Annotated in this window: 20 protein-coding genes; 6 read left to right on the top strand and 14 right to left on the bottom strand. The window is 47.0% G+C overall.

The window, feature by feature from the left end; all coding sequences use genetic code 11:
* Window positions 1-138: 138 nt before the first annotated feature.
* The 4 genes from glnA to JWH17_RS16530 all read right to left on the bottom strand — a co-directional run bounded on the left by glnA (window position 139) and on the right by JWH17_RS16530 (window position 5,934).
* Window positions 139-1,467 carry a type I glutamate--ammonia ligase gene (gene glnA, locus JWH17_RS16545; RefSeq protein WP_205223746.1) on the bottom strand — a complete coding sequence of 443 codons (1,329 nt, stop codon included), beginning with the start codon at window positions 1,465-1,467 and terminating at the stop codon, window positions 139-141.
* 252 nt (window positions 1,468-1,719) lie between these two features.
* Window positions 1,720-4,308: a [protein-PII] uridylyltransferase gene (glnD, locus tag JWH17_RS16540; protein WP_232371146.1), complete on the bottom strand. Its 2,589-nt coding sequence runs from the start codon at window positions 4,306-4,308 to the stop codon at window positions 1,720-1,722.
* A complete protein-coding gene (locus tag JWH17_RS16535; RefSeq protein ID WP_205223745.1) occupies window positions 4,305-4,643 on the bottom strand; it encodes a P-II family nitrogen regulator in 339 nt (112 codons plus the stop codon). The genes glnD and JWH17_RS16535 overlap by 4 nt, the downstream gene beginning before the upstream one ends.
* A gap of 70 nt (window positions 4,644-4,713) precedes the next feature.
* The gene (locus tag JWH17_RS16530; protein ID WP_232371145.1) at window positions 4,714-5,934 is read right to left on the bottom strand and encodes an ammonium transporter; all 1,221 of its coding nucleotides are present in this window, start codon (window positions 5,932-5,934) and stop codon (window positions 4,714-4,716) included.
* A 601-nt stretch (window positions 5,935-6,535) separates the two neighbouring features.
* Here JWH17_RS16530 and JWH17_RS16525 point away from each other — a divergent pair.
* The gene (locus tag JWH17_RS16525) at window positions 6,536-6,925 is read left to right on the top strand and encodes a PilZ domain-containing protein (RefSeq protein ID WP_205223744.1); all 390 of its coding nucleotides are present in this window, start codon (window positions 6,536-6,538) and stop codon (window positions 6,923-6,925) included.
* 64 nt (window positions 6,926-6,989) lie between these two features.
* Here JWH17_RS16525 and JWH17_RS16520 read toward each other — a convergent pair whose 3' ends face one another.
* Window positions 6,990-8,390, bottom strand: coding sequence for a mannose-1-phosphate guanylyltransferase/mannose-6-phosphate isomerase (locus tag JWH17_RS16520; RefSeq protein WP_332468425.1), 1,401 nt, complete (start codon window positions 8,388-8,390; stop codon window positions 6,990-6,992).
* 38 nt (window positions 8,391-8,428) lie between these two features.
* Entirely contained in the window at window positions 8,429-9,802 is a 1,374-nt protein-coding gene (locus JWH17_RS16515; RefSeq protein WP_232371144.1) for a phosphohexomutase domain-containing protein, read from the bottom strand.
* A gap of 438 nt (window positions 9,803-10,240) precedes the next feature.
* On the opposite strand from JWH17_RS16515, the gene rfbA reads away from it, so the two are divergent.
* Together rfbA and rfbD are read left to right on the top strand one after the other, a co-directional pair.
* Window positions 10,241-11,113 (top strand): glucose-1-phosphate thymidylyltransferase RfbA, encoded by an 873-nt coding sequence (gene rfbA / locus JWH17_RS16510; RefSeq protein ID WP_205223742.1) that lies wholly within the window; start codon window positions 10,241-10,243, stop codon window positions 11,111-11,113.
* A gap of 11 nt (window positions 11,114-11,124) precedes the next feature.
* Complete coding sequence (gene rfbD, locus JWH17_RS16505; RefSeq protein WP_205223741.1) at window positions 11,125-12,009, top strand: dTDP-4-dehydrorhamnose reductase; 885 nt, start codon at window positions 11,125-11,127, stop codon at window positions 12,007-12,009.
* A 1-nt stretch (window position 12,010) separates the two neighbouring features.
* On the opposite strand, the gene JWH17_RS16500 is transcribed toward rfbD, so the two are convergent.
* Entirely contained in the window at window positions 12,011-12,595 is a 585-nt protein-coding gene (locus JWH17_RS16500) for a CvpA family protein (RefSeq protein WP_205223740.1), read from the bottom strand.
* Between the two features lie 493 nt (window positions 12,596-13,088).
* Here JWH17_RS16500 and JWH17_RS16495 point away from each other — a divergent pair, with 493 nt between their 5' ends.
* A complete protein-coding gene (locus JWH17_RS16495; protein WP_205223739.1) occupies window positions 13,089-13,853 on the top strand; it encodes a 4'-phosphopantetheinyl transferase family protein in 765 nt (254 codons plus the stop codon).
* Window positions 13,846-14,718: a bifunctional DNA-formamidopyrimidine glycosylase/DNA-(apurinic or apyrimidinic site) lyase gene (mutM, locus tag JWH17_RS16490; protein ID WP_205223738.1), complete on the top strand. Its 873-nt coding sequence runs from the start codon at window positions 13,846-13,848 to the stop codon at window positions 14,716-14,718. The genes JWH17_RS16495 and mutM overlap by 8 nt, the downstream gene beginning before the upstream one ends.
* 331 nt (window positions 14,719-15,049) lie before the next feature.
* Here mutM and JWH17_RS16485 read toward each other — a convergent pair whose 3' ends face one another.
* From JWH17_RS16485 to JWH17_RS16455, 7 genes are all read right to left on the bottom strand, one after another.
* A complete protein-coding gene (locus JWH17_RS16485) occupies window positions 15,050-16,402 on the bottom strand; it encodes a sigma 54-interacting transcriptional regulator (protein ID WP_205223737.1) in 1,353 nt (450 codons plus the stop codon).
* Window positions 16,403-16,432: 30 nt separating this feature from the next.
* On the bottom strand, window positions 16,433-17,026 hold the full coding sequence (locus JWH17_RS16480; RefSeq protein WP_205223736.1) for a hypothetical protein: 594 nt from the start codon (window positions 17,024-17,026) through the stop codon (window positions 16,433-16,435).
* A complete protein-coding gene (locus tag JWH17_RS24405; protein ID WP_205223735.1) occupies window positions 17,023-18,474 on the bottom strand; it encodes a sensor histidine kinase in 1,452 nt (483 codons plus the stop codon). The genes JWH17_RS16480 and JWH17_RS24405 overlap by 4 nt, the downstream gene beginning before the upstream one ends.
* Before the next feature lie 296 nt (window positions 18,475-18,770).
* Entirely contained in the window at window positions 18,771-19,709 is a 939-nt protein-coding gene (locus JWH17_RS16470; protein ID WP_205223734.1) for a VanZ family protein, read from the bottom strand.
* A gap of 32 nt (window positions 19,710-19,741) precedes the next feature.
* A complete protein-coding gene (locus JWH17_RS16465) occupies window positions 19,742-21,448 on the bottom strand; it encodes a bifunctional sulfate adenylyltransferase/adenylylsulfate kinase (RefSeq protein WP_205223733.1) in 1,707 nt (568 codons plus the stop codon).
* A 224-nt stretch (window positions 21,449-21,672) separates the two neighbouring features.
* On the bottom strand, window positions 21,673-21,936 hold the full coding sequence (locus JWH17_RS24675; RefSeq protein ID WP_205223732.1) for a type II toxin-antitoxin system RelE family toxin: 264 nt from the start codon (window positions 21,934-21,936) through the stop codon (window positions 21,673-21,675).
* Window positions 21,937-21,939: 3 nt separating this feature from the next.
* Window positions 21,940-22,191 (bottom strand): type II toxin-antitoxin system Phd/YefM family antitoxin, encoded by a 252-nt coding sequence (locus JWH17_RS16455; protein WP_205223731.1) that lies wholly within the window; start codon window positions 22,189-22,191, stop codon window positions 21,940-21,942.
* Window positions 22,192-22,535: 344 nt separating this feature from the next.
* Here JWH17_RS16455 and JWH17_RS16450 point away from each other — a divergent pair, with 344 nt between their 5' ends.
* Entirely contained in the window at window positions 22,536-22,790 is a 255-nt protein-coding gene (locus JWH17_RS16450) for a ComEA family DNA-binding protein (RefSeq protein WP_205223730.1), read from the top strand.
* The last annotated feature ends 12 nt before the right edge of the window (window positions 22,791-22,802 follow it).

Here is a 22,802-nt window from a genome sequence, read left to right as displayed (position 1 = left end):
ATGACGGAATTTCAACTTGGTATCATCGAGGCTGTAACTTAGGCTGAGTTTCGATGGTAATCACTAATAAAAAAGGCGGCCCATTGCAGGCCGCCTTTTGTCAACTATGAAAAAATAAAAGGTCTATAGAAGAACGACCTAGTAGTTATCCAGATAGTTCTGCAATTCCCAGTCAGTGACCGCGGTTCGGTACGCATCCCACTCTTTTTCCTTGCCTTCAACATACTTCTCGAAGATATGTTCGCCAAGGGCTTCCTTGGAAATAGGATTAGCCTTAAATTCTTCAATAGCTTCCTGAAGGTTTGCAGGTAAACTATCAATACCAGCGGCTTCCTTTTCTGCAGGAGTCATTTCAAAGATATCAAGATCAACTGAATCCGGTGCCGGCAAATCATTTTTAACACCATCAAGACCGGAACTGAGCATCATTGCAAAGGCAAGGTATGGATTACAGGTAGGATCAGGACAACGAACCTCTGTTCTTGTTCCCATGCCACGGGATGCTGGAATACGAATAAGGGCGGAACGGTTGGAAGCAGACCAGGCAACATATACCGGTGCTTCATAACCAGCTACAAGCCGCTTATAAGAGTTGACTAAAGGATTGGTTACAGCAACAAAACCTTTCGCATTTTTGGCGATACCGGCAATATACTTATAAGCTACTTCACTCAATTGCAGGGGACCATTTTCATCATAGAAAGCATTGGTTCCATCCAGGTTAAAAAGAGACTGGTTGGTATGCATCCCGGAACCGTTTATACCAAAAATAGGCTTGGGCATAAAGGTGGCATGGTATCCGAACTCATCAGCAATAGATCGAACAACCCATTTATATGTCAAGGTATTGTCTGCGGCTTCCAGCGCATCGGCATACTTGAAGTTAATTTCGTGCTGTCCTTCTGCAACTTCATGGTGAGAGGCTTCAATTTCAAAGCCCATCTCTTCCAGAGTTTCAATAATCTTACGACGACAATTGATACCGGTATCTTCAGGGTCTACATCAAAGTAGCCGGCAACATCATTCGTATCGGTGGTGGAAAAACCCTCTTCATCCTTATCAAACAGAAAGAATTCACATTCTGTCCCGACGTTCATCGTATAGCCCAACTCTTTGGCTTCAGCCAGTACGCGCTTCAAGTTCACTCGAGGGCAACCCTCAAAAGGCGTTCCATCTGATTTATACACGTCGCAGATGATTCGAGCCGCGTTACTCCCTTGTGCGTTACGCCAAGGAAGAACGGTAAAAGTGTCATAATCAGGCTTCAAATACATGTCAGACTCATTAATGCGAACAAACCCATCAATGGAAGAACCGTCAAACATCATTTGACCATCAAGAGCCTTTTCTATCTGACTCCTTGGAATGGCAACATTTTTCATAAACCCAAAAATGTCTACAAATTGAAGGCGGAAAAAATTTACATTTTTTTCCTCAATAATTTTCATTATCTCATCGCGGGTCATAACTCATCTCCTTAAATTTAGGTAATTAAGTAATTATATCCGGAATACACCGGATTTTTTCCAATATATTAAAAACTGATGGACTCGTAAAAAGTCCATCACACACTAAAGATGGATAAGTACAAAAGTTCGATATACAAGGCGCAGTGTTTTGCTCGAGGCTTTGACTATACATATGGTATGTCAAAGCCTCGGGCAAAACCTGCAACACCGTAGATCGGACTTTTTACGACGCCATCAAAAACTGCACGTTCATACAGCAGATGATACCTCTTCCTCGTCCACACCTACACAATCATGCAAGGCCGCTCTGACCTTTCCAAGAACCAGCGGATCAAGCAATTTTGAACCGTCTGCGGTTGTCACATAAAAAATATCAATCAATTGTTCAATTTCCGTTGCAATACGAGCCCTGCCGATAGTCAACTTAAAGTCAGACAGAATCTGAGTTAACAGATAAAGGGCAAGGGGGGTGTCGCTCCCATACACCTCAATGATGGTAAAATTTTGAGAGGTGTCATTATCGATAACCACCTTATGTTCCAACTGCTGCACGTTTCCCGGCCGCCCCATACCAAAGGGTTGCTTTTTATTTTGCAACCGAGCGCCAAGATCCAGCCGGTAATTGATTGCCAAATTAAAATCCCGCTCAACAGCAGGCCAGTCATGTTCTTCAAAATCATTCCCTACCGACGAAGTCACCTCCAGCACATCAACAACCGTATTATCAGGCCAAGTAAAGATATGGGCTGCTAAAACGGAAAGGTTATGCAAAGCAAGTACACCGAACAGCTTAGTCAGCAGCCCTGCCCTGTCTCTGCCCATCACCAATAACGACCAGGAAGGGCCTTCATTTGAAGAAAAAAGTAATACCTGCTGCTGCAGACGGTTAAAGTACTTTTGATGAGTCTGCAAATGCCGGCTCACTTGTTCCGGCGTAAACGCCAACAGGTAATCATCAGGCAATGTCTCAATATGCAGACCTGCGATATCGGAATCAACAAGTTTTTCACTCAACTGTTCTCTTAACCAGGCTGCGCCCTGCTCTTCACTCTCTCCACTGCCATCTCCTTGATCACACCCTGCATCGAGACATGTCTTCACCCCAAAATACAGGTCCGAAAGCAAACTCGATTTCCAACTGGACCATGCCGAGGGACCGGTCGCTTTAGAATCGGCAATGGTTAGGAGATACAGCATGGTAAGCCGATGGGTATCACCTATCATCTCCGCTGTCTGTTGGATGAAATCCTGATCACTTAGATCTCTGCGCAGTGCATTTTCCGGCATAAAAAGATGGTAGCGAACGAGAAAAGCAAGTGTGGCAAGCTGCTCCTGATTCAACTGCAGCCTCTTGCCCACGGCTTCGATCATTACCGCTCCCCGTTCGCTATGATCAGCCTGCTTACCTTTGCCGATATCATGTAGCAAGGCGGCCAGATAAAGCAGGTGGGGCTCCGGCAAAGAAGCAAAAAGCTCACCCATTTCTTCCCGTAATTGATGCAACTCCGCCACCGTCTGCAGGAGGTGCCTGTCTACAGTGTATACGTGATAAAGATCATGCTGCGCCAGCGACTCTACCGATCCGAATTCAGGGATGTACAATGGAAGCAACCCTGAAACAAGCATGCTCTCCAGCACGGAAAAAACGTTCTTACTCTCAGTTAAAATTGCAAAAAATATGCGCCCTACCCGCTTAGAGGCCCTGAACCGGTCATCAACCAGATGGAGATGACTGGTTATCGATCGTCTGGCGAGATGATGGAGTGGTTTTCCTGTGCGTCCGGACTGGAGAAAAATTCGCATCAGCAGATATGGGTGCTCCGTCAAATCCGCTTCAGCAAAACGCACATAGCCACCGCGGAGCACAATAAATTTTTCCAGCTGCTTTTCTTGCCCTTTTTTCTCTACAACCCCGAGGAGCTCCTGGACATGTTCAAAAAAGAGATCCGTCACCACCGCAATTGTTTGCAAATGACCATACACATCACCCATAAAATGTTCCACGGCGAGCATTCCATCTGCTTCCCGGTAACCAAAGGCATCAGCCATTTCTTCCTGATAGTCAAAAATCAACTGATCGTCCTTACGACGTCTAAGGTAATGCAACCTGTTGCGAATTTTTGTCAGCATATTCCAGGATGCTTCAAGGGACCGACGATCTTCAGGGCTAATCATTGCAGAGGCCTCGATTGCATCAAGATCCGTCAACCCATACACAGCTTTCGCAACCCACAGCATGGCTTGAATATCACGCATCCCCCCCTTACCCTCTTTAATATTGGGCTCCAGGTGATAGGCATGGCTGCCGAATTTATCATGCCTCTCTTTGCAGAACTGCTCCATTGTGCCCACAAAGGCGGAACGCTTTCCTTCAAGAATTTTTTTCCCGTACGCCTGCTTAAGCTCATCAAAGAGCGGTACTGATCCGGTTATCAAACGCGCATCAAGCAGGGCCACCTGAAAAATAAAATCTTCCCTGGCAAACTGAAGAGTATCTTTAATCGTTCGCACGCTGTGGCCGACATCCAACCCTTCATCCCATAACGGGTAAAGAACCGATTCCGACAAGGACTGGATTTGTTTTTTAGAGCGTCGGTCATGCAACAAGAGAAGATCTATATCGGAGAATGGATACAACTCGCTTCTGCCATACCCCCCAAGCGCAATAACAGCGACCTGGCCCTTCAGTTTAAGAAGAGCCGATGCCTCCTGGAAACACTCAGTAATAAACGCATCAACTCGTTCAGTATACTGCCGAAGCAACGTATTACCGCTGAGCCCTTGCCGCCAGAGTTCTTCCAACGCATCCTGATGTGACCGAAGAGATGTCACCATCATACAGCCTCGTTATCAACCTCGCCGGTTCTGACCCGTATAACTTGTTCTATGGGCAGCACAAAAATTTTCCCATCACCAATTTTTCCAGTACGAGCTGCCTTGACAATAACCTTAACCACGTCATCTACCGCGTCGTCCCGCACAATAACTTCCAACTTTACCTTAGGTATAAAATCGACAACATACTCGGCACCTCTGTAGACTTCGGTATGCCCTTTTTGGCGGCCATATCCCTTCACATCCGTAATCGTCATCCCTGTAATGTCGATAGCGGTTAATGCCTCTTTGACCTCATCGAGTTTGAAAGTCTTAATAATGGCTTCTATTTTTTTCATAAGCGTACCTTTTTCCCCTCTTGCAGCTGGTTCTCAGCGTATTAGCAATCAAACGTAATTTTGATGGGTGTTAATTATATGCGGTTTCTGAGTGTTCGGAAAAATCAAGTCCTTGCGTTTCTTCTTCCGTGCTTACACGAAGACCTATCAACATATCTACAACTTTCAAGATAATCCAACTCACAACAAAAGCGTACCCACAAACAACCAGAATACCAAGCATTTGAATAAAGAGCTGAGTGAAAGATCCCGCGATAACCCCGTCAACCCCTCCCGGGTTTACCGAGGTGGAAGCAAAAATACCTAAAAGCAAGGTTCCGGTAACACCTCCCACCCCATGGATACCTACCACATCGAGAGAGTCATCAAATTTCATCTTCGCTTTAAAATTAACAGCATAATAACACACTACTCCTGCAATCAGCCCAATAAAAATAGCACTGTTGGGACCGACAAAACCTGCAGCAGGGGTTATTGTAGCCAAGCCTGATATAGCTCCGGAAGCAGCACCAAGCGTGGTTGGTTTTCCTATTTTCACCCATTCCATAAGCGTCCACATAGCCATGCCTGCCATGCCTGCCAAATGGGTTGCCACAAAAGCAGTGGCCGCGACACCATCTGCCGCAAGAGCACTTCCACCGTTGAAACCAAACCAGCCAAACCATAACAGGCCGGTGCCGAGCATGGTCATAGGGAGACTGTGCGGCATAAAATGGGTGTGACCATAGCCTTTTCGCGGGCCGATAACCATAACAGCTGCAAGAGCTGCCATGCCGCAAGTTGCGTGCACAACCAGGCCACCAGCAAAATCCAAAACTCCGATTTGACCAAGCCAGCCACCACTTCCCCAAATCCAATGGCAAACAGGATTATAAACAAAAATTGCCCACAAAACGCTAAAGCCAACAAAAGGAGCAAAGCGAACACGCTCGGCAAAAGCACCGGTAATCAGCGCCGGTGTGATTACCGCAAACATGCACTGATAGATCATAAAAACTGTTTGCGGTATGGTTGTCGCATATTCACTGCTTGGTGCATTAGTGACCCCTTTGAGCGCAAAATGGGAAAAATTTCCAATAACCCCACCCACATCGGGCCCAAAAGACATCGTATAACCTATATAGACCCATTCTAAAGAGATAAGGGAAATCATGATCAAACTTTGCATGATGGTGGCTAACACATTTTCCGTTCTCACCATACCAGCATAAAATAGAGCCAGCCCCGGCGTCATCAACAAAACCAGACCAGCAGCAGCCAAAATAAAAGCTGTATCAGCAGCGTTAATCATTACTCCCCCCTTAACAAATTTCAACAAACTTGTAATTTATTTTCTATTTTTCCACACAAAACAGGTCGTTTTCCCAGCCGAAAGGCCGTCTTTCACTGGATCGGCCCACCGACTTTCTAGAAAAACTCTCCACCCAACAGCCTAAAAACAGGTACAAAAAAGGAGAAAACCCCCATTTCCTCCATCCTCAAAACACAAACAAAGTAGCTTCACAAAAGCAAGCTCCACGCTGTCTACCCTTGTATGCGCTTCCTTACACTTATCAAACAACATGCCAAAACGGCCAATAAACACTTAAAATACCGTAAACATTGCACAATCAAACAAAAAGCACCAAACCAGCTACATAAAAATTGTACATTTATGTATAACAAAAACCACAAACATACATTTTCGTAACATTTAGCATCGTTCAGCAATGATACAAGAAGGATCTTCTCTATTTTTAGGACTGGAAAAAAAAAGGGATACTTACTATTGTTGAAACAGTATTTTATTGAATAATCAGAGTGATGAGACGCTAAAGCAAGGTACCATCAGGCAACCTGCTCTCTACCGCCTCATCTTCGCAAGACTGAAAACACCTCGAAAAGGCCGCTCCATGAGTAATGAACGAAGGCATCACATCAGACCGGAATCATTAAATCTGCTCGATTATCTTGTGGTTGACCAACAGGGCCGCCAAGGCGAGTACTCCATGGCGCGGACACTTAATGTCAGCGAAGGAGGCATCCTCATGGAAACCCACATCCCACTGCCTCAAGGGCAGCAGGTCATGATTACCCTGGGGCTTGGAGAAAATCTGGTGAATATTATGGGAAGAATCATTTATACGACATTTGATTCAGAGCGCCACCAGAATGGGATTGAATTTTTCCATGTTGCAGAAAACGACCGGGCCATACTCAATGAATATGTGCACGCTTTCCATGAACATTACAAGGGCTCCCAGCAACCAGATCTTGAGCCGGAAGATGGCGTTACCAACTAACCGGGCTAACCTGGATTTCTTACTCGAAACCCAGGTTAAGCTCCACCCTTTCTGACCCGAAGAGCTAACGACCGTATTCGTCGTCAAACCTGACGATATCGTCTTCACCAAGATAGCTGCCGACCTGCACCTCAATGAGTTCCAGCGGAATAACGCCGGGATTCCCCAACCGATGTCTAGTGCCACTGGGTATATAGGTGGACTGATCTTCATGGAGCAAGATCGACTCATCACCATTTACGATCTCTGCCGTCCCCGATACAACAACCCAGTGTTCATGGCGATGATGGTGCATCTGTAACGAAAGTTTTGCTCCCGGGTTAACAGTAATGCGCTTAATCTGAAACCTGTCGTGCAGCTCCAGAGTAGTATAAGAACCCCAGGGACGGTAAACGGTTTTATGAACCTGAAATTCTCCCCGCTTTTCCTTTTTCAATCGATCAACAATCTTTTTCACATCCTGAGAACGATCCATGGGGGCGACAAGAACGGCATCAGCCGTTTCAATCACCATGGTGTCTTTTAATCCTACGGCGGCAACCAGCGTGTGTTCAGAGCGTATCAATGAATTTTCAACATCTTCAAGAATAACATCGCCGCTGGCGACATTTCCCTGCTCATCTTTCCCTGCAACCTCCCACAGAGTGCGCCAGGAACCAATATCGCTCCATCCGATGTCTGCTTTCACCACTGCAGCATTACTGGTTTTCTCCATCAGCGCATAGTCAATGGAATCTGCAGGGCAATCTGCCATTAATTTTTTATCAAATCGAAAAAAAACTCCGTCAAACTTGCCCTCGGAAACGGCTGCCTCCATGCACGCAACAACATCGCCGGCATGGAGGCCCATTTCTTCAATAAGGGCGTGCGCAGTAAAGGCAAACATGCCGCTGTTCCACAGATAGTTGCCCCTGGCTATATATTCCTCAGCCTTTGCAAGATCCGGCTTTTCCACAAAACGTTCAACCTCTGCCCCTTGCCCTTGAGCAATATAGCCATACCCGGTCTCCGGATGGTCGGGTACGATACCAAAAGTGACCAATTTACCCTGCCCAGCGAGCTCCACCGCCGCCGCCACGGCCTCGACAAAAGCGTCCAGCTTGGTGACCAGATGATCGGCAGGCAGAACCAAAAGAACATCATCTGCAGCACCCTTTTGGGCGGCAAACCTGGCAGCTCCGCATATAGCCGGGGCTGTATTCTTACCAACCGGCTCAAGTACAATATGGTACTCGGGAAAAACACCAAGCTCTTCCACCTGGGTTTTCGTCATAAAACGGTGTTCTTCCCCCACAACCACCACCGGTGGCAAGATATCGGGAAGCTCGGCCACCCTCTTCAGGGTATTCTGCAACAAGGACAGCTCGCCGGTAAGATTAATTACCTGCTTTGGATATAATTCACGGGACAGGGGCCACAGCCTGGAGCCTGTGCCCCCTGCAAGAATAATGGGTTGAATAGCCACAATATACCTCTAATATTTGTATGTTAACTGCGTATACATCAACCGCGGATAAGCTGCAGCAACTCTTGGGTTATCTTTTCAAGTAATTCCGCATCGCCACGTGTTTCCACATTTAAACGAAGCACCGGCTCAGTGTTTGATTTTCTCACATTGAAGCGATACAAAGGATAACTGATGGAAATCCCGTCAGTGTAATCAACCTCTCCATCGGCATATTTCTTTTCGATGGCTGTTATCACCTGGTCAGGATCCGCCACGGTCGAATTTATTTCCCCACTCACCGGGAATGCGGCCATTGCGCTGTCTACCATTGCGGACAGCTTTTGCTGCTGCGTACTCATCAACTCGCACACCAGAAGCCATGGAATCATGCCTGAATCACAATAGCCGAAATCACGAAAGTAATGATGGGCAGACATCTCTCCCCCATACACAGCATCAGAGGCACGCATTTTTTCTTTGATAAAGGCATGGCCGGTACGAGTCATGACCGGAACCCCGCCGGCGGCCTCAACAACCTCTATGGTATTCCATATCAACCTGGGGTCATGAAGAATCGTTGCCCCTGGATGCTGTTGAAGCAGAGCTGCTGCCAGCAAACCAACAATGTAATACCCCTCAACAAATCGTCCATTTTCATCATAAAAAAAGCACCGGTCAAAGTCACCATCCCACGCAATGCCGAGATCGGCTCCATGTGCACGGACCGCATCGGCAGTAGCGGCTCTTTTTTCAGGCAGGAGCGGATTGGGCACACCATTGGGAAATGTACCATCCGGTGTTTCGTTCATTCGGATAAAGGTAAAAGGCAGCGACGACTCAAGCAGATCAATGATCGGCCCGGCACATCCATTGCCAGGATTAACAACTATTTTCATGGGCTGCAGACGATCAACAGCAATTGAGCCCAACAGGTGATCTATATACGGTTGCTTATCCTCCCTCCGGACATATGTGCCAATGCGGCCGGGCTCAGTCCGTAAAATGGTATCTTTCCATTCTTGATCCATCACCCTGGCACCCATATCAACGAGCCCCGTATCTCCGGAAACCGGCCTTGCCCCCTTCTGAACGAGCTTCATGCCATTATAATCGGCAGGGTTATGACTGGCAGTGATCATAATCCCACCATCAATGCCGTCTTCCACCCCGCTAAACGCAGCGTGATACACTTCTTCGGTCCCGCACAGCCCAATATCGACCACATCTACCCCATATTTTTGCACAGCCTCACACAAAGCTGCAGACAAAAGAGGGCTGGACAATCGCATATCACGGCCGACTATTATTTTTTTAGCGGAAAATTGTTCAACAAAGGCAAGCCCGATAAAAGCTGCCAGCTTTTCGTCCAACTCGCTTGGCACTTTGCCGCGAATATCATAAGCAGTAAAACAGGTAGGCACGTTATTCAATGGAGTTACCCTTGGTAATGATATTTGAAAGAAACGAGAAAATACAGTATGTACCGACATAAAAGAGTCTGTTGATTTACTAGGATTTTCGTTCAAGGTCGAGGCATGCTGAAAAAATAACCACAGGCATATATTTGATATTCCGAGGATTATTTTTTCAGCATAACGAAGAGATTGGGCGAAAAGACAGTAAATCAACAGGCTCACAAAAGCATATCAAGCATATACTGCACGCTTAAAATAGAACGTATCACACTTCCGGCATTTATTGCAAAGCATAGATGAGTCCGTTGATTTACGAAAATTTTCGTTCAAAGTCAGGTAAGCGAAGACTCCGAGAGTTTGGGCGAAAAGGCAGTAAATCAATTGGCTCATAGATTAATAAGGAAAGCGTCCCCCAAAAATAGGGCGTACCCCTTAAAAACAGGAGAAAGCACGTTGAAAGGCATTATTCTGGCAGGAGGCTCTGGAACCCGCCTCTACCCTCTCACTCGGGTTATAAGTAAACAACTGATCCCGGTGTACGACAAGCCGATGATTTACTACCCGCTCTCGGTCCTGATGCTTGCGGGCATCAGAGATATCCTTATTATCTCCACCCCGCACGATCTCCCTCGCTTCAGCGAACTCTTTGGTGACGGCAGTCACCTTGGCGTAAACATTGAGTATGCCGAGCAGCCACGCCCGGAGGGACTTGCCCAGGCTTTTCTGATCGGGAAATCATTTATTGAAAATGATTCAGTCTGCCTTGTACTGGGCGACAACATCTTTTTCGGCCATGGATTTGCCGAAATTGTCACCAGGTGCAGTCACCTTAAGGAGGGGGGAACCATCTTCGGGTACCTGGTCAAAGATCCTCAGCGCTACGGGGTGGTCGAATTTGATAAAGACAACCGGGTTATAGGCATAGAAGAAAAGCCTGACCGACCAAAATCAAAACATGCGGTACCCGGCCTCTACTTTTACGACAATCAGGTTGTTGAAATTGCTGAATCCATCAAGCCCTCTGCCCGGGGCGAGCTGGAAATCACGGACATTAACAACCACTATCTCAAGCAAAAGAAGCTCACCGTCGAGCTCCTCGGCAGAGGCTTTTGCTGGCTGGATACCGGCACCCACGAATCCCTGCAGCAGGCCTCCAGCTATGTCCAGGCAGTTCAGGATCGACAAGGGTTAAAAATAGCGTGCCTGGAAGAAATTGCATACCGCCTCGGCTACATTGACAGCAGCCAGGTAGAACAGCTCGCAGCATCTATGATGAAAAACCAATACGGCCAATACCTGATGGATATTGTGGCCGATCTCCAATAAGGATACCTTCCATGAAACTTCTCATAATCGGCGCCAACGGACAACTTGGCCAAGACTGCCTGCAAACACTTACGCCTCAGCACACTGTTTTGTGCTGTGATGTGCAGGACGTCGACATTACCGATGCGCCCCAAGTAGCAAGCCTTTTTGCCACCCACCAGCCCGAGGCTGTTATCAACTGTGCAGCCTACACCGCTGTTGACGCCTGCGAAACCGACCAGCAACGCTGCATGGAGGTGAATGCCCACGGACCGCAACTGCTGGCAGAGCAATGCGACAAGTACAACAGCCGTATCATCCAGATCTCAACCGACTACGTCTACGATGGAAAACGTCCGGCACCGCAACCATACCTTGAAGACGCCGAGACTACGCCCCTTTCAATGTATGGCAAAAGCAAACTCAAAGGCGATGAGGCTGTCCAAAACGTGCCCAACCACCTGATCGTTCGCACAGCATGGCTCTATGGTTTTGGCGGACCAAATTTTCTCAAGACCATGCTGCGCCTGGCTATTGCAGATCCCAAACGTACCATGCGGGTAGTCAATGACCAATACGGCTCATTAACCTGGTCGCACCGCCTTGCCGCTCAGATTAAAGTCCTGCTTGAAAACGAGATAACGGGCATTGTCCATGCCAGTGCGGAAAACTACTCCACCTGGTATGAGGGAGCACGCTTCTTTTTAGACTGCATGGATGTTCCCTACTCCATGGAACCATGTACCACAGCCGATTACCCAACCCCTGCAGCAAGGCCTGCGAACTCTATACTGGAAAACAATCGACTCAAGCAGGCAGGCATCAATGTAATGGCAGACTGGAAAGAGGACGTCCAGCAGTTTGCAAACCAGCACAGGGACGCCCTGATCCAAGAGGCTGAAGCCGCCTGTAAATAATTTACTTTTCTTTACCGTTGCTGCTTTTCTTGGCAGAAGAGGTGCCTTGCTTGTGAGGCGCCTCTATGGCAGGTTTTTTCGGTTTAAAATAGTCGCGCAGCCGCGGGTCATTGATAAATGCCTGCAGCTGAGCAGCACCCAACTCAAGATACGGTGCACTTATGGACTTTCGCAGCACATCATTTGAACCGGAAAGACTTGAGGCAAGAAACATATACAAAAGCGAGGTGACAACAGCCCCCTTGACCAAACCGAGCCCACCACCAAGCAGTCGGTCAAACCAGCCCATCAAAGTAATCTCCATTACGCGGCGAAGCAATTTGCCCAACAGGCCAAAGGCCATTGCCGCAACAAGAAAGATACAGACAAAGCTGACAATAAAAATCAATTTTGGATTTTCCAGAAACCGTGCCGCAAAAGGTGCGATTTCGCCGTGGTAATGTGCTGCCAGCCAGTACCCACCAACCAACGCACAAAACGCAGCCAACTGACGGACAAAACCTATCCACAGCCCCCGCACCAAAAAAAACAACAAAATCACACCAACAATCGTATCAAACAAAGAAAAATCGGTAAAAACAGGCATAGTAGACAGGGTTGATTATATTTTAATATCTGATTACGTACAAAACTCAGCCAATTATCTACTGAAAAAGACAGGGGACTGATTTTATTTCTCTTTTAAACCCGGGAGACAGATCGAAGTCTTCGCTATCTAATTTTCATAAAAAACCATGAAAAAAAATCAGTCCCCTACCTCAGTACTAAAAAATTTAGGTAAGCGAAGACTCCGATCTGTCTCCCGAGTCCCAAAAAAAATGGCTGAGTTTCAGGGGCAATCAGATTAAAAAAAGTTTCTTGCCGAGGAGAATACGTAGGGTGGATAAGCATAGCGCATCCACGCTGATTCCAATACTTCCCATTGGTGGATGCGCTGCGCTTATCCACCCTACACAGCCATTGTTCTCTGGTGTAAAAGAGAAATGAAATCAATCCTCTGGCTACACGGAGAGACAACAAGCTGAGTATTGTACGTAATCAACCTATAATTTGCAATCTATAAGCATAAACAAAGGGATATGTCAGCAAAAAGTCAGGTGCGGTTTTTCCAAAAAATGGAGCAACTTAGCAACCAATATACATCGCTCGCAGCAGACAATGCAACCATTGCCCTGGCAGATCTTTCCCTGCTGGACGACCTGCACCCCGAGGAAAAACTTCCGGCCTTGTTTGCAGCAAACCTCTCTTCTGCTGAAATGCACAAGCTGGCAAATTTCTCCTACAAGAAACGATACGCCGAGTGGCTTGGCGGCAGACTGGCTGCTAAATATGGCCTTGAGCTCTTCCGAAAAAAAACAAAACAAACACCTCTTGCCCCAAACACCTTCTCAATATTAGCAGACGAACATGGGCGGCCTTATCTGGAAACGGAATTTTCCACCCCTCTCTCTATTTCCATCAGCCACAGCAAAGGGTATGCTGCGGCATATGTTTCACCCAGGCAATCCTGCGGTATTGATATCCAACAGGTCACCTCAAAAATGTTGAATGTTGCCGAAAAATTCACCACCGAAACCGAAAAGTCGCTTTTCCGCGACTCGGAAAAGCACCTCCTCACCCTTACCATCATCTGGGTTGCTAAGGAGGCGGTGAAAAAAAGCTTACTCCATGACCAACCCATAACCTTCACAGGCACAAAGGTGGTGAAAGTTGAACCAACAGGCGCAGGGGCGTGGAAACTACACTGCGATGTTACTGGGAATTGCCACTCGTCCACCACAGTGAAAATCGCAACCTTTAACGACTTTGTAATCGGATGCACGGAGGGACAACCTCATGCCTGAACTGCCGGAAGTAGAAGTTACCAGGCTCGGCCTCCTGCCCCATCTACCCACCCTGAAAATCATCAACATATGGTGGAGCGGAAAAAAATTACGCACCCCCATGCCGCTTCAACTGCTCCAACGCAGCATCAAGCAACAGGAAATATCGACCATCGACCGCAGGGCGAAATACCTTCTTTTCAGAATGACAAACAAGGCAGTGTTGGTCGTCCACCTTGGGATGACCGGCAAACTGAGCCTTCTGCAACAAGATATCCCTAAAGCGAAGCATGACCATTTGGCGCTGTCGCTGAGCAATGGCAAAGAATTACGATTTAACGATAGCAGAAGATTTGGCAGCGTAACGGTCTGGCCGCCGGATAGAGCCGAGGAAATGGAACGCGATTTTTCTGCCAAAGAAGGGATGGAACCACTAGGAAAAGAATTTACACCTCAATCTCTCTTAGCACTGGCAAGCAACAAAAAACTAGCAATAAAACCCTTTCTGATGAACAGCAAATACGTTGCCGGGATTGGTAATATTTACGCCAATGAAACCCTTTTTAAAGCAGGCATCCACCCCAACACCCCAGCGCAGCACATCACCAAAAAACAGTGGCAAAAGATTGTAGCAGCAGCCAAGTCTACCCTTAAACAAGCAATTGCAGCCGGCGGCACAACCATTTCAGACTTTCTAGGGTCAAGCGGACAACCCGGGTACTTCCAACTTCAGCTCAATGTATATGGAAAAAAAGATACCCCTTGCCCTCAGTGCCAAAGCCTTGTCCTCAAAACCGAACTGGCAGGAAGAGCGACATTCTGCTGCCCCCGGTGCCAACCAAAGCAGCAGCCGGCAAAAAAACCTTGTCGCAAAAAAAAGACATAACAAGTTACTGATGTTGTGTCTCTTTTAAAACCACAGCCCCATAGTGTCGCAAAAAAGATACGTAAAACACTTCACATCGGGTTTCCCTCGCAGCATTACCAGCAATAACGACGCAACTGTTCAGCAGTGCTCCAGATGTGCACGATTAGGTTTGAGAACCATAGTAAAGCTATGTTCTCAGGCCTAATCGTGTGCAGAGGTAAGCGCAGACTCCGTGGAGTGCTGCTGAACACCTTTAAGTCGTCAAAGGTGCCCAGATTTGAGTGGTTACGCATGACCGCTATAGCTGTCCTATGCGGTCATGCGTAACCGCGTGAAGATGGGGTGCCTTTTACGACTTAAAAAGTGAGGGCACTATATGATGCCTATTAAGCAACTTATAAAAATCCGTCCTATTCCGATGGGCAAGCCGAGCAGCCTGCGAAACATTACCACGCGTTGTCTGCAATAACTGGATCAAATACTGCTGCTCAAACTGCCGCCTGGCCTCTGCCAACGGAACGATTTTCTTCTGATTTGTTTTAATGGCATCATAGAGCAACTCTTCGGTAATAAACGAAGAAGTCGCCAGGGCCACGGCATTCTCCACCACATTATACAGCTGCCTGATATTACCAGGCCACGAGGCATCGAGCAGGGTCTGCATGGCCTCCGGGGTAAACTTTTTCAACTGCCCATCGCCCCTGGCAGTTAAAATACTCACAAAATGCTCTGCAAGGAGCGGGATATCCTCCTTACGCTTATGCAGAGGCGGCAGCTCTAAACTCACCACATTTAAACGATAGAACAGATCTTCACGAAACTGGTTTTCCTGAATCGCCTCTTCCAGGTTCCTATGCGTCGCGGAAATAATGCGTACATTGACCGGCACCGGCTGAGCACTCCCAACAGGGCGAATTTGACGATCCTGCAGAACCCGCAATAATTTAACCTGGATATGCAGCGGCATATCGCCGATCTCATCAAGAAACAGGGTTCCCTCATGGGCAGACTGGAACAGCCCGGCATAACTTTTCGATGCACCGGTAAAAGACCCTTTTACATGACCGAACAGCTCGGATTCCAGTAAACTTTCGGGGATCGCCGTACAATTTACAGGGATAAACGGCCCGTTACGGTAATTACTGGCCCTATGCAAAGCGATGGCGAGTAACTCCTTGCCGGTCCCGCTTTCCCCGCGGATAAGGATAGTTGAATCTGTTTCCGCCACCAGTTTCGCCCTGGACAGCAACTCTTCCATAACCGTACTACGGGAAATAATATCCTGTCGCCACTCCTCCCGCTCTCCCCGCACCTCACTGCGAGGGCCGGCTGTACTTTCAATAGCTTTTTCAATTTCCTCAACCAGTTCTTTCCCATCAATGGGTTTGGTCAAAAAAGAAAAAACACCCTGACGGGTCGCCTCAACCGCTTCAGGAATAGAACCGTGAGCAGTAATAATGATCACAGGGATCGATTTATTTTGCTTTCGAATTTCCTCGAACAGGGCCATGCCGTCGATACCCGGCATACGTAAATCCGTTAAAACCACATCGGGCTTTATCGCTGCAAATGTTGCCAACGCCTCTTCTGCGCATTCTGCTACAGAGACGTCATACCCGTTGGACTGAATCCTTAATTTCCATAACCGGAGCAGATCGGCCTCATCATCAACTAACAGGACCTTATATTGTTTATCACTCATTTCTTCTTGCCTTGCAGATGTAAAGAGGTCTCATAACTCTCTGTTTTTAATTATATTCTCTATATTCTTGAGCTGTTCTATCTGTTTTTCCAGCTCACTGATGCGTTTGCTATCCTGTTCAATTTGCTTCTCGAGAGCAGCACCAGTGTCAAAGAGTTCGCGATTTTCCTCCTCCAGCGTCTCTTTTTCATCCATCAACCGGTTACGCTGGGACCAACGATTAATCTTTTCCTGATTAATACGCTCCACCAAGCGATACAGCCCCTGCAGACTCTGCCTTTCCTCAGGATGCAATTCGATATATTCCTCGATCATGCCCATTCCGCGCTTAAACTGCTTGTAGCTTGCATAATGGTGCAGACTCAAGCAGATAAGCTGCAACTGGCTGCCGGATACATCTTTGTCCACCTCCAGAGCAACACGCTTGTAGTAGGCCTTAAAATCATTACGGGAAAGCTCACGAGACTCCTCAAGGCATGCCAGCAGGCTGTCACAGTCTGTTGGCGAAAAAATAACCGTTGCCGCTTGCTGCCCCTTGGGGGCTGACGAATGAGGAGACAACCCCGCACACCCGGCAAGCAACAGACAAAGAAAAAAAAGACTGAAAAATTTCCACCATTTCATACAGCTACACCTTTAACACAGGGTAAAGTTACAGAAAATCGAGCTCCGGAACTACTCGGGAGCAAGCGGAGCGTACCACCGCATCCTTGAATATATTCTTTACTGATTGCAAGTCCCAGACCAGAACCCTTAACCGTAGACTGCTGAGGTGGTTTTCCCTGAAAAAAGGGAAGGAATATCTGGGGGCGGTCCTCCTCGTCTATCCCCGGGCCGGTGTCCTCGACAATCACATTAATTTTATCGTTTTTTTTCCGCATATAGATATGGATCGCCCCATTATCCGGGGTAAATTTAATGGCATTGGCCACCAGATTATCAAACACGGTTTTTATCTGCTTGGGGTTACAGGAAACCTTCACAGGTTCCAGGGCAAGATCAAGCGCTATATTGCGGGCAAGCATGGGGTTGTGATGGTCAACAACCACCTCGTTTATAAGCATGCCGAGGTCGGTCTCAACCAGATCAATCGGCGCCTCCCTGGCTTCAGCCATATTAAAATCCAGGATATTCTCAATCAATCGCTGCAACTTATGGCAGTTATTATCTAAAATAGTGACCACTTCTTCCTGGCTGGAACTCAATGGCCCGACCAGCCCGTCTTTCAACAATCCAGCCCCTTCTTTAATGGATGCCAGGGGGGTCTTCAACTCATGGGAAATATGCGCTATCATCTTGACCTTTTCCTTGTCAAGGGTATCCAGGCGCTTGCGCAGCCAGTCCAGTTTCTCACCCAGCGCCTCCAAATCCCGAGATCCGGACACGACTATCGGGGTTGAGAAATCTCCCCCTCCCAAGCGATCAATCCCCTTGTCGATCTGGGCGACCGGTTTGACAATCAGAGCAATAAAAAGGACAATGAGCAAAACACTAAACCCAATCATTCCAGATACCTGCGATATCAACGCTGTTTTATTGCGCTGAACATTCTCCTTAATACTGTCCACCTCACTGCCCATTAACGCATTGCTGAGCTCTTCCAGCTGCCCGGCCACAGCAACCACTTCGCTGTAGAGCAAAAGGGCTGCCTCCTGTGTTTTGTTTCTCAGTTCCGGCCCGCCGGTAGACAAATTTAAAGTAGCAACCAGGTGTTGAGCCTTTGCCTGGAGACTTTGGATAAGAAATTGCAAGTCATCATCCTTATTACTTGCAGAAAACTGACGGAGTACTTTCTCCAGTTCAGCCTCAACCGCATTCACATTTTGCAGGTGGCTGGCCTCGCCAAGCACATTATACAGACGTGCAGAACGTTCTTGATCATGCAATAAATCAATGAGTTGACGTGATTTCTCCACCCGGTTGACAGAGCGAAAAACAGCGACCGCACTCTGCTGAACCAAACCGTCTAGAATCTGTACCGAACTAAACAGGGCAACAAGCAATGGCAAGGAGACCAGAATAAAGCCGAGCAAAAGAAGGGAAAAAAAGGACCGAGGTCGATAAAAACGCACTAGGGGGTTCTCCGAGAATAATATTTTTTATTCAGATATGGGGAAAAAGGGCATTCTCGGATGGCCTCCTAGCCTGCATTTCTCATCAGTTCAGGCGGCGACAGGTTCAAAGTTTTTGGCCGTGAATTATAGTAGGCTATGTTCACTGCCAAAATACTGCCGAAGATGGCGTCGCCTGGGCTGACCCTTGGTGAACATTGAGAAAAATTGGCGCCTTTGTTCGCTGAGTCCATCCATTTGCTTTGAAACAGTATTTTTGAATTTTGAAAAATGTTCATGAGAAGTGTGGGCTAGTATTACCTGCTGAGATATATATGATCCAAATACATCAAACGAGGCTCCGGTTGGCGGACAACAAAAAAGCCGAGATTTTCAATCTGCCCCATATCCATATTTCTTGATTTGGGTGCTTGCTCTACTTCCTTCAGCGACACCTGCAAATCATTCCACCCCTGATGCAGGGTAAATTTTTGGTGAAATCGATCAGAAAAGACCGAACCGCTCTCCTTGTGCCGTGTGTCGTGAATGCGGCAGTGAAGTTTAAGTGGCTGCTCTAGAGGATTATAAACACTAAAATGTAATATGCTGTAATCGTGCCAGTTATGTGGGAAATTAAACAAGGTGGTGCCGGAATAGGTTGCGGTGGTCAACCGGACCTGGGCCGCTCGCTTACCATGCCGCACAATTTTTTCCTGAACTTCGAGTTGCCTGGAATTCATCCAGCGCATCCGTTCCAGAGGTGTTTCAAAATCTGCAAGCACCGGAAACTGCTTTCGTGCAACATGTTCATCAACAAGGCTGCGGGTAAGCGGCCACAGGGCAAAAAGCAGGCAAGCACAAACAAAACAGCGAAATGGCCATACCCACCATCTTGCCGCTGCTGCTTTATACTTGAAAGTGATAAGAGTATACCCTACCAGGCAGCCAAGCTGATTACGCAGTATATCATACACATCAGGGGATCTGTGACTGCTGTACATTTGCAAGAATTCGACCAGCACGCCCGCCACCAGCACAAGAAAAAACACCACCGAAAGGTGTTGTAATTCATGCCACTGCCTTTTCCAGCGAATTAAATAGGGAAACAAGAGGATGGTGACAACACTGAAAAAAAAGATATGGCCAAGGTTCCAAGCGGCCTTGTACGATTGGGGTGAATGATAGCCGGGACCACCGAAAAAAAAGAAAGGAGCCACCCCGCCAAGGATGACGCATAAAAAAAGGGATACTTTCATTCAGCAAGTCTAGCGTTCATCGTGTCAGCATATCAGCGCGTATACCCCTGTTCTTCCAAATACAGCATAATTTCCTGCACCGCCTCTGCCGGGGTCAATTGGCTGGTGTCAATGGTCAGCTCAGGGTTCTCCGGAACAATATAAGGATCAGACACACCGGTTACACCCTTTATTATCCCCTTGCGCGCTTTGGCATAGAGCCCTTTCCTGTCTCTCTGCTCACACACCTCCAGCGGCGTGGCCACATGCACCTCTATATACCCGCCATACCGACTGATGAGCTCGCGATTAGCAGTACGAGGGGCCTCGTAAGGCGCAATCGGTGCACAAAGAGCTATCCCGCCGTTTTTGGTAATTTCACTGGCAACAAACCCAATACGGGTCACATTAAGATCACGATGCTCTTTGGAAAACGTCAACTCGGATGACAAATTTTTACGGACGATATCACCATCCAGCAAGGTCACCGGACGATCTCTCATCTCCATAAAACGAACCATCAACACCTTGGCAATGGTCGATTTTCCGGAACCGGAAAGCCCCGTCAAAAAGACGGTAAATCCCTGGCTGGATCTGGGCGGGAAGGCTTTCTGCAGCTCTTTAACGACATTGGCATAGGAATACCATTCAGGTACCTCGCGCCCCCACTCCAGCCTTCTTTTCAACTCTTCCGAGGTGATGGTTTTTACGGATTCATCATCCTTCACATCTGTGAGAAAAACGTACTGCGCCTTGTCTTCCACATAGCCCATGGCCCGTTCAGGCACCATGGCAATGCCCGTCTCAGGAGCCATCTCCTCTACCAGTTCCTGCGCCGCGTATTTCGGGTAAAAAGGCTCATGATCAGAACCGGCAAAAGGGTCGCCATGGGTATCGGCAACCATAAAATGGCTGCATCCAAAATTTTTCCGAATCATGGCATGCCACAATGCTTCCCGCGGCCCGGCAAAACGTTCAGCCATTGGTGTAATGCCAAAGAGTATCATATTGGCTGGAAAATGTTGTACAAACTCCTGGTAACAGTGGACCTGGGTATAATGGTCTCTTTTTCCAGGATGCTCCAGCCCTACCACGGGATGGAGAAACAGGGTGGCACTGATATCGCGGGCTGCAGCTAAAACCATTTCACGGTGGGCACAATGCAAATACTCCCGGGTGTGGAAGCCGAGCACCCTTCGCCAACCGTATTGTGTAAAACGACGATGGGTTTCAGAAGGCGTTAGCCGCAGCTCCTGAAAATCATAATGAATCGGCAACGTAACCCCTTCAACCGTCCCGCTGACGTACCACTCCCCGGTCTGTTGCAGCAACGATTTCACTCCTGGATGCTGCTGACCATCAGCCGTCCCATACACCGCCTCTGCTTCATGTATTTTATCCGGCTGCCACACGTCACCAACCGTTAATATCGCTAGTAAAAAACCTTCCTGATCATTAAGGGCAATCTGTTGGCCACCGACCAACTTTGCAGCAGTGGCAGCATCAACATCCAAACAGACGGGAATGGGCCAAATATCGCCATTGGACAGGCGCATCCCTTTAATTACATTTTCGTAATCCTGCTGATTCAAATAGCCGTTTAAAGGATAAAAACCCCGGTTAAGCAACAGCTCCAAATCACACAACTGACGCATGTTCAAATCAAGCGAAAACAGGTCAACAGCTTGTTTACGCAGCTGCTCAGCTCTTCTAAAATGAACGATCAAGCTCTCAGAGAATTCCGACGATAAACTATCCACAGCCCCTCCTTAACAAGGACGTTAAAATAATAGCCAAACAAATCAGAAACTGATTAGCCATGAAACTCAGCCAATTATCTACCGAAACAGACAGGGGACTGATTTTTTTTCATGGTTTTTTATGAAAATTAATCTGTCTCCCGGGCCGAAAAAAATTGGCTGAGTTTTGTACGTAATCAGAAATCAGAAAGATAGACTAACCACTGATGTGCAAAAATTGGTCCTTACAAATTGCGGTAAACATCCTTTCTATAACCTGCCTTTACAATTAAAATCACTAGACAATCTTCATGGATTTCATAAATTATTCGATAATTACCATACCTTATTTTATGAAAAGCATTATTACCGCTCATTTTGGTGGTTGTCGGATCCGGCAAGCTCGAACACATTTCATCGATCTTACTTTTAATTTTTACCAAATCCTTCTTGGGTATATTTTTTACATTTTTCCAAACCGAAGGACGAAACTCTACAGTGTATACCACGTGTCAAAGACCCAGTTTCTTCCAAAAAGCATCTGCAGAAATGTTCTCACCAGGGGCTTCAAGAGCTTTTTTAGCGGCTTCAATGTCAATATGGTCCTCAATTTTTTGAAGCAACTGAAGCTCTTCAATAGAGATCAAAGCAGCTATTTCTTGTCCTCGTCTAGTCAAAACCACAGGTTCTTTTCCGTAAGCAACGGTATTAACAATAGCCGCAAAATTTTTTCTAGCATCAGCGGTTGTAATAGTTTTATTCATAGCTTGTCCCTTTATGTACGTTTTGTACACATTGTACAAGAAGGATTTTTAAAATCAATCAAATAAAAGGTATAGCACAATCAGCGAGTGAGGCATTCGTAGATTTCACTAAATAGCTACCGAGCACATTTGCACCCCAAAAAAAATGTCATAGCACATTTTTTTTTGCACCACACCAATCCAGAAAAACGCCTAGTCCTGCAACGCAAATCCCAACATCACTACGCCCTAACTCACTGTAACTGCGATTTTTAAATTTGACAACACACTTTTCCATACCATACGATTATTCGAAGCAGGAAGCTAATAAGTCGTTTTATCCATCATTTCATCAGGAGGTTTACATGAAAAAAATCACCCTAACACTTTTCTTTGTTCTCTTTTTTGCTGTGGCAGCTCTTGCCAAGGTAAATATCAACACCGCAACGGTGGACGAGCTCACTTCCCTCCCTGGTATCGGCCAGGCTAAAGCCGAAGCCATAGTCAAATACCGCGACCAGGCCGGAAAGTTTAAAACAGTGGAAGATGTCACCAATGTTAAAGGTATTGGCGACAAAATGCTCAAAAAAATAAAATCCGAAATCACTGTCGGTTCGTAAAATTTGCTTCCC

Origin of the sequence: Desulfogranum marinum, from assembly GCF_016918565.1 — a bacterium.
Classification (GTDB): domain Bacteria; phylum Desulfobacterota; class Desulfobulbia; order Desulfobulbales; family Desulfobulbaceae; genus Desulfogranum; species Desulfogranum marinum.
The sequence above is the reverse complement of the archived record's forward strand: the minus strand, read 5'-3'. Positions and strand labels throughout refer to the sequence as shown.

Excerpts from the sequence above, each read along its gene's own strand:
- JWH17_RS16535 (WP_205223745.1), bottom strand. The coding sequence starts at position 4,643 with ATGAAAAAAATAGAAGCCATTATTAAGACTTTCAAACTCGATGAGGTC.
- JWH17_RS16450 (WP_205223730.1), top strand. The coding sequence starts at position 22,536 with ATGAAAAAAATCACCCTAACACTTTTCTTTGTTCTCTTTTTTGCTGTG.
- JWH17_RS16485 (WP_205223737.1), bottom strand. The coding sequence starts at position 16,402 with ATGAGTGATAAACAATATAAGGTCCTGTTAGTTGATGATGAGGCCGAT.
- JWH17_RS16500 (WP_205223740.1), bottom strand. The coding sequence starts at position 12,595 with ATGCCTGTTTTTACCGATTTTTCTTTGTTTGATACGATTGTTGGTGTG.
- mutM (WP_205223738.1), top strand. The coding sequence starts at position 13,846 with ATGCCTGAACTGCCGGAAGTAGAAGTTACCAGGCTCGGCCTCCTGCCC.
- glnD (WP_232371146.1), bottom strand. The coding sequence starts at position 4,308 with ATGATGGTGACATCTCTTCGGTCACATCAGGATGCGTTGGAAGAACTC.
- rfbD (WP_205223741.1), top strand. The coding sequence starts at position 11,125 with ATGAAACTTCTCATAATCGGCGCCAACGGACAACTTGGCCAAGACTGC.
- JWH17_RS16455 (WP_205223731.1), bottom strand. The coding sequence starts at position 22,191 with ATGAATAAAACTATTACAACCGCTGATGCTAGAAAAAATTTTGCGGCT.
- glnA (WP_205223746.1), bottom strand. The coding sequence starts at position 1,467 with ATGACCCGCGATGAGATAATGAAAATTATTGAGGAAAAAAATGTAAAT.
- JWH17_RS16495 (WP_205223739.1), top strand. The coding sequence starts at position 13,089 with ATGTCAGCAAAAAGTCAGGTGCGGTTTTTCCAAAAAATGGAGCAACTT.
- JWH17_RS16480 (WP_205223736.1), bottom strand. The coding sequence starts at position 17,026 with ATGAAATGGTGGAAATTTTTCAGTCTTTTTTTTCTTTGTCTGTTGCTT.
- JWH17_RS16525 (WP_205223744.1), top strand. The coding sequence starts at position 6,536 with ATGAGTAATGAACGAAGGCATCACATCAGACCGGAATCATTAAATCTG.
- JWH17_RS16470 (WP_205223734.1), bottom strand. The coding sequence starts at position 19,709 with ATGAAAGTATCCCTTTTTTTATGCGTCATCCTTGGCGGGGTGGCTCCT.
- JWH17_RS16530 (WP_232371145.1), bottom strand. The coding sequence starts at position 5,934 with ATGATTAACGCTGCTGATACAGCTTTTATTTTGGCTGCTGCTGGTCTG.